6 protein-coding genes are annotated in these 6,218 nt (G+C 32.3%); 4 read left to right on the forward strand and 2 right to left on the reverse strand.

All coding sequences use genetic code 11. From position 1 onward, the window contains the following. Nucleotides 1-293 precede the first annotated feature (293 nt). Both rsmD and coaD read left to right on the forward strand, forming a co-directional pair. On the forward strand, nt 294-851 hold the full coding sequence (gene rsmD / locus CN925_RS14985; RefSeq protein WP_098847014.1) for a 16S rRNA (guanine(966)-N(2))-methyltransferase RsmD: 558 nt from the start codon (nt 294-296) through the stop codon (nt 849-851). Nucleotides 852-868: 17 nt separating this feature from the next. Beyond that, the gene (gene coaD / locus CN925_RS14990) at nt 869-1,360 is read left to right on the forward strand and encodes a pantetheine-phosphate adenylyltransferase (RefSeq protein ID WP_098847015.1); all 492 of its coding nucleotides are present in this window, start codon (nt 869-871) and stop codon (nt 1,358-1,360) included. A 33-nt stretch (nt 1,361-1,393) separates the two neighbouring features. Here coaD and ylbJ read toward each other — a convergent pair whose 3' ends face one another. Continuing rightward, a complete protein-coding gene (ylbJ, locus tag CN925_RS14995) occupies nt 1,394-2,617 on the reverse strand; it encodes a sporulation integral membrane protein YlbJ (RefSeq protein WP_286138386.1) in 1,224 nt (407 codons plus the stop codon). Nucleotides 2,618-2,785: 168 nt separating this feature from the next. Here ylbJ and CN925_RS15000 point away from each other — a divergent pair, with 168 nt between their 5' ends. Next, nucleotides 2,786-3,583: a patatin-like phospholipase family protein gene (locus CN925_RS15000; RefSeq protein WP_098847017.1), complete on the forward strand. Its 798-nt coding sequence runs from the start codon at nt 2,786-2,788 to the stop codon at nt 3,581-3,583. After that, nucleotides 3,567-4,592, forward strand: a complete 1,026-nt coding sequence (locus CN925_RS15005; protein ID WP_098847018.1) for a SepM family pheromone-processing serine protease — start codon at nt 3,567-3,569, stop codon at nt 4,590-4,592. Before CN925_RS15000 ends, CN925_RS15005 begins: the two co-directional genes overlap by 17 nt. An 81-nt stretch (nt 4,593-4,673) precedes the next feature. Here CN925_RS15005 and CN925_RS15010 read toward each other — a convergent pair whose 3' ends face one another. Then, on the reverse strand, nt 4,674-5,945 hold the full coding sequence (locus CN925_RS15010) for a nucleotidyltransferase (protein WP_098847019.1): 1,272 nt from the start codon (nt 5,943-5,945) through the stop codon (nt 4,674-4,676). Nucleotides 5,946-6,218: the final 273 nt, after the last annotated feature.

Here is a 6,218-nt window from a genome sequence, read left to right on the forward strand (position 1 = left end):
TACAGGATAAGAGCATAAAAAAAAACCCCGCAATTGCAGGGCCCCTCTTATTAAAGTGTAATCACTTAAAAGAAGGCAAAGGGAGAGGAGAAACCGGAGGAAGAACTTATGGGGAAACGTAAGTCTTCTCCGCGGTTGGCAACAACATCAACTGAGATGTTGTTAAAATTAATTATTTCCAAAGTGGATGATTTTATACATTAGTAGGAGAATATGGAAAGAAATGTTTTTTGTTTTAATGAAATTATGATAGGATATTTTCGTAAATCGAAATATATAGTAGGTGTAAATTAATGAGAGTAGTATCAGGGAAAAATAAAGGATTAAGTTTAAAGGCAGTACCTGGAATGAGTACTAGACCGACAACCGATAAAGTAAAAGAAGCAATGTTTAATATAATTGGCCCTTACTTTGAAGGTGGTATTGTATTGGATTTGTTCGGTGGAAGTGGCGGACTTTCAATTGAGGCATTAAGTAGAGGGATTGAAAAAGCGATTATCGTAGATCGTGAAATGAAGGCGATTAAGACGATTAAAGAAAACTTGGCTACTTGTAATCTAACTGATCGTGCTGAGGTTTATCGAAATGACGCCGAGAGAGCTGTTAAAGCGATTATTAAAAGAGAGATCCAATTTGATTTAATTATTTTAGATCCCCCTTATAAAAAGCAACAAATCGTATCATTAATCGAAACATTTGATGAAAAAAATCTACTTGCATCAGATGGAACAATTTTAGTAGAACATGCTACTGATGTTGAATTACCTGAAAAAATAGGGAAATTTGTACGAACAAAATCAGAAAAATATGGAATTTGTGGCGTATCAGTGTATCATATTTGTATGGAGTAATTATTAGGGGGTAAAAAATGAAACGTATTGCTGTTTGTCCTGGAAGTTTTGATCCAATTACTTTAGGACATTTAGATATTATTAAACGTGGAGCAAGAGTGTTTGATGAGGTAATTGTTGTCGTATTAAATAACTCAGCTAAAAATTCTTTATTTACATTAGATGAAAGAACAGCATTAATTACAGAAGCTACTAGTGCGATTCCAAATGTACGCGTTGATTCATTTAGTGGTCTATTGATGGATTATGCAAAAAAAATAAACGCTTCTGCAATATTAAGGGGCTTAAGAGCAGTATCAGACTTTGAATACGAAATGCAAATTACAGCAATGAACAAAAAATTAGTAGATGAAATTGACACGTTTTTTGTCATGACAAATAATCAATATTCATTCCTAAGCTCTTCAATCGTGAAAGAAGTCGCAAAATATGGTGGGAATGTAAAAGATTTAGTACCAGATTGTGTAAATAGCGCATTAACTGAAAAATTTTTGAAACCTCAAGTTTAATTTAAACTAGAGGTTTCTTTTTTATCAAAAAGTTCAAGAAGATAACTTTTTTATATACAGTTTATAAATTAAGATGATGACATAAATGTAAAGAGAAATTAAAGTTACGAATGATCCTGTTGAAATGAATGATTCGAAATTTAACTGTTTCTCTGTAAAAATCTTTATGACAGGTAAAGTAGTATTAGAAGCATTTGAAGTTAATTGGTTAAGATAAAGTGGCTTCCACAAGATAATTGCTAATAAGGGTGCGATTCCAGATTGTAAAATTCGACCGATTAAATATGGTTTAATACTTAATTTCACTTCAGAAATAATACTTGCTACTTGTGCTTGTATTGAAAAACCACCAAATCCTAAAATAAAACTAGTTAAAGCCACTTGCTGCAATAATGTACTATTGCCTAATTCACTGACTAATTTAGATCCTAAAGTAATTTCAAATAATCCTGATAAAAACGGTGTTGATAAATTGTGATTAAGATTTAAATGTGAAAAGCAATATGCAATGATTTTTCCGACATTCGATATAAATCCAATTTCAATTAAAAGCATATTAAGAACAGAGAAAACGATAATAAATCCACCAATCATTAATAATGTTTGCACAGAAGAAGCAATTGCGTCCCCTAATAATTTTCCAATCGGTCTTTTTTCACTTAACCGTTTTTCATGCATAACTTTAAAAGCGTATTTAAAGCGGTTATAATGGATTCTTTCTTTACGAGAATAGTTAGGTTGGTTTCTTCCATAAAACCTCATAATGAGGCCTACAATAGCGTTTGATAAATAATGACTGATGGCAAGAACAAGTCCGACTTTTGCATTATGAAAAAAACCAACAGATATAGCAACAAAAATAAATAATGGATTTGACGAATTTGTAAAGGAATTAAGTCGTTCTGCTTCTAATTTTGTTAATTCTCCATCTTTATACAGTTTAGCCGATAGTTTTGCACCTGAAGGAAAACCTGATGCCATCCCCATAGCCCAAACAAAAGCCCCGACTCCTGGAACTCTAAATAAAGGTCTCATTACTGGCTCTAGAAAAACACCGATAAATTGAACAATTCCAAAACAAATTAGAAGCTCACTTAAAATGAAAAATGGAAGAAGGGAAGGAAAAACGATTCCCCACCACATATTTAATCCTCTTATTGAGCCTTTAAATGCTACTTCTGGATGTAAAATAATGGTTGATGTCAGAAATATGAGTATTAAAAAAATTAGTAAGGTAATGAAGTAACTTTTTTTCACATATAAACCTCCAAAGAATAACTTATAAACATAGATTTTTGTCTAATTGTAGTAAGACTACCGAGTAGGAAATAAGATAGTAATATATGTATTAAAAACTTGTACATTTAAATATACGTTGTTGGAATTCAATTTTAGACCAAAGAGTTTAATTGGAGGGGAAACAACTTGGAACCGAAGATTGGTTTAGCATTAGGTTCAGGAGGTGCAAGAGGATTTGCACATGTTGGTGTAATTTCCGTTTTAAAAAAGCATAATATTCCTATAGATTTAATAGCAGGAAGTAGTATAGGTGCGCTAGTTGCTGTTTTATACGGAGCAGGTGCAGATGTAGATCGTCTATATAAAATTGCAAAAGTATTTCAATCCAAATACTATATTGACTATGTTGTTCCAAAAATGGGTTTGATTTCTGGGAACAGGGTTAAAGAGTTGATAAAAGTATTATCATTTGGTAGAAAGCTTGAAGAGCTAGATTTGCCGGTGTCAGTTATTGCCACTGATTTATTAACTGGAGAAAAAGTTGTATTTCAAAAAGGTGATATTGCTACTGCAGTCCGAGGAAGTATTTCGATACCAGGAATTTTTGTACCAGAAACATGGAATGGGAGACTTTTAGTTGACGGTGGAGTCATCGATCGTATCCCAGTTTCAGTTGTAAAAGAGATGGGAGCGGATTTTATTATTGGAGTAGATGCTTCACCGATTCAAGTTAGTGGTGAAGTTTCGACGATTTATGACGTGATTATGCAGAGTATTGAAATCATGCAGCACGAGCTTGTTCGAAATAGAGAAATTGCTTCTAATGTTATGATCAGACCAAAATTGGACCATGTTAATTCTAGAAACTTTACTGACCTTGAAAATGTTATCAAAATAGGCGAAGAAGCAACAGAAAAATTAATACCAGAGATTCTTGAAAAGATTGAGCAGTGGAAGGAGAAAAATAGTGATAAAAAGGATTAGAATTCTTAATGTACTATTGATACTTGGTATTACGCTAATTCTTGTATATTTTATTCCATTACCATACTATATTACAAAACCAGGTTTAGCGGAGCCCCTAAGGCCATATGTAAAAGTTGAAGGTGCAAAAAAAGATAAAGGTGAATTCATGCTAACAACCGTAGCTATGGGGAAGGCAAATATCTACTCATATATTAAAACGAAAATGAATGATAATTACCATCTATACAAAATAAATGAAATAAAAGTAAAAGGCGAAAGTGATGAAGATTATCAGTTCCGCCAACTAAGATATATGGAAGAGTCAAAGCAAGCTGCGATTTTAAACGCATATAAGCAAGCTAAAAAACCTTATAAAGTGACTGAAAATGGAATAGTAGTTGTATCTGTTTTAAAGGATATGCCAGCCTATAACGTATTAATGCTAGGGGACATTATCACTAAAATCGATGGAAGAGAAATTCGTACATTAAATAATTTTACCAACACTGTAAAAAGTAAAAAACCTGGTACAAATTTTAATTTAGAAGTAAATAGAAAAGGAAAAATTAAATATTTTAATATTAAAACAAAAACTTTTAAAGACGAACCTAGTCGTGCTGGAATTGGTGTTTCAATTGCAGAAAATTTACAATTAACTACAAATCCAAAAGTTAAGATAAATACAGAAGAGATTGGAGGACCTTCAGCGGGACTTATGTTTGCACTAGAAATTTATGATCAATTGAAAGATGAAAATTTAGCTAAAGGTCATGAAATCGCTGGAACTGGTACAATAGATAAAAATGGAATAGTTGGTCCAATTGGTGGGATATCTCAAAAAATAATTGCAGCATCTGATTCTGGGGCAGAGATTTTCTTGGCACCAAATGAGAACGGTAAAAAGAATTCAAATTATAATGAAGCTGTAAAAAGTGCAAAAAAACATGCCTTGAAAATGAAAATAATACCAATTGATACATATGAACAAGCAATCAATTATCTGGAATCGTTAAAGACTAAGAAATAATTTGATTTGAATAGGTATATTAAAAAAGGCAGATAGAGGGGGAGAATCCCTATACCTGCCTTTTTTGTTTCTAATATGGCTTTAAGATCGACTAAATTGATTATTCACTTCATCATATATGATTGGATATAGTGAATATTCGGTTTTTATTAATTTTTGTTGATTTCCTAATGTAAGGATGGAAGCATAAGCATGAGTTGCTTTTAAATCAGTACTTAGTTCTTTATGATTTTGCTGATTAATCGTCGTGTAAATTGGTAATTCAATTAACTTTTTTTTGCTATTTAAATAAGTTTTTCCCATTGAACTCATACCGAGTAAACGGATATATGGAACGCGATCTTTCTCTAATATTGTTGCCATTTCCCTTTTTGATGTATTTGTTAAGATATGTGTTAACAATCGTTGAATCCGAGTCCAAGTATATCGTTTTGTTTTTATTGATGTCATTAACTCTTCAAAATTAAGACAGTTTAATACCGAATGTAATACTCTTCGTTCTAAACCTTCGACAGCTTCATATATTTCTTCAAGTTCTTCTTTCGTTGAAGTCATTAATTTATATTTCAAAAATGGTAAATATTCATTCCATGAATGCAGAGTGCCATACTCGTCTATGTATTCCTCTATTGAATCTTTCGTAAAACTTGGAACAAATTCAGAAATCGATTGATTGTCACCTTTTAGAATTTTTCTAATTGCTGTAGCGCTAGCGATACTATGATGATTGGTTTCTTCATCATGATAATTTGCAGCTATTCGCTGAATCGTACGACCTTTCATTTGACTCCCAAAGTGTTCAATAGCTTCTAAATAATGTATACCTAAAATATTATTTGGAAGTGAAACATCTAGCTGAGATGAATCAAGATTTTTTTGTAAAGCAGTGCTATATGCAGCAGGATAACTTAGTCCTTTATCAAGAAAAGTACGTATACTCTTATTGATTGAAGAAGTAAGCTGCTTCTTTTGATTCATTAACTCATAAAATGGCTCAATTTTCCCTTCTTCACTTCCAAAACAAACATAATCACATTTTAAAGAATCAAGAATTGAAATAGCTCCTTTGGCAAAGATGCTAGCGTGTTGAGTTGAATAGCTATAAGGTAATTCAATAACAAGATCTGCACCTGCTTGCAGTGCCAACTTTGTTCGTACGTGTTTTGGAACGACTGCAGGCTCACCTCTTTGTAAAAATTGACCACTCATAACCGCAATAACAACATCAGCATTTGTACTTTTTTTTGAACTAGTTAAGTGAAAAACATGTCCATTATGTAATGGATTATACTCTACTACTACACCAACCGAACGCAGACAAACGCACCTCCAATATTTACTAATTTCACGAATTTATACGTTAAGAATACCAGTTTTGAGAAATAATTCGCAACCTAGTGTGAATTGTATTGAATTTTATTGTCGAAAATAATATATTAAATAGGTTACATATAAGAAGCAAGGTGAAGGATTTAAGGGAAAAGCAAGTAACCAAGTCTAAAACATTTAATGAATTTAGATCTACGTAATATTCCATTAATCTTCGAAGTGGAAATATCGCCACTTCTTTAGCTGAATGGCGATATTCTTGGGGAAAAGCAGAGGGAAAGATGTCTAGCTCCGGCT

Source organism: Bacillus sp. AFS055030 (genome assembly GCF_002574545.1).
Taxonomy (GTDB): Bacteria; Bacillota; Bacilli; order Bacillales; family Bacillaceae_G; genus Gottfriedia.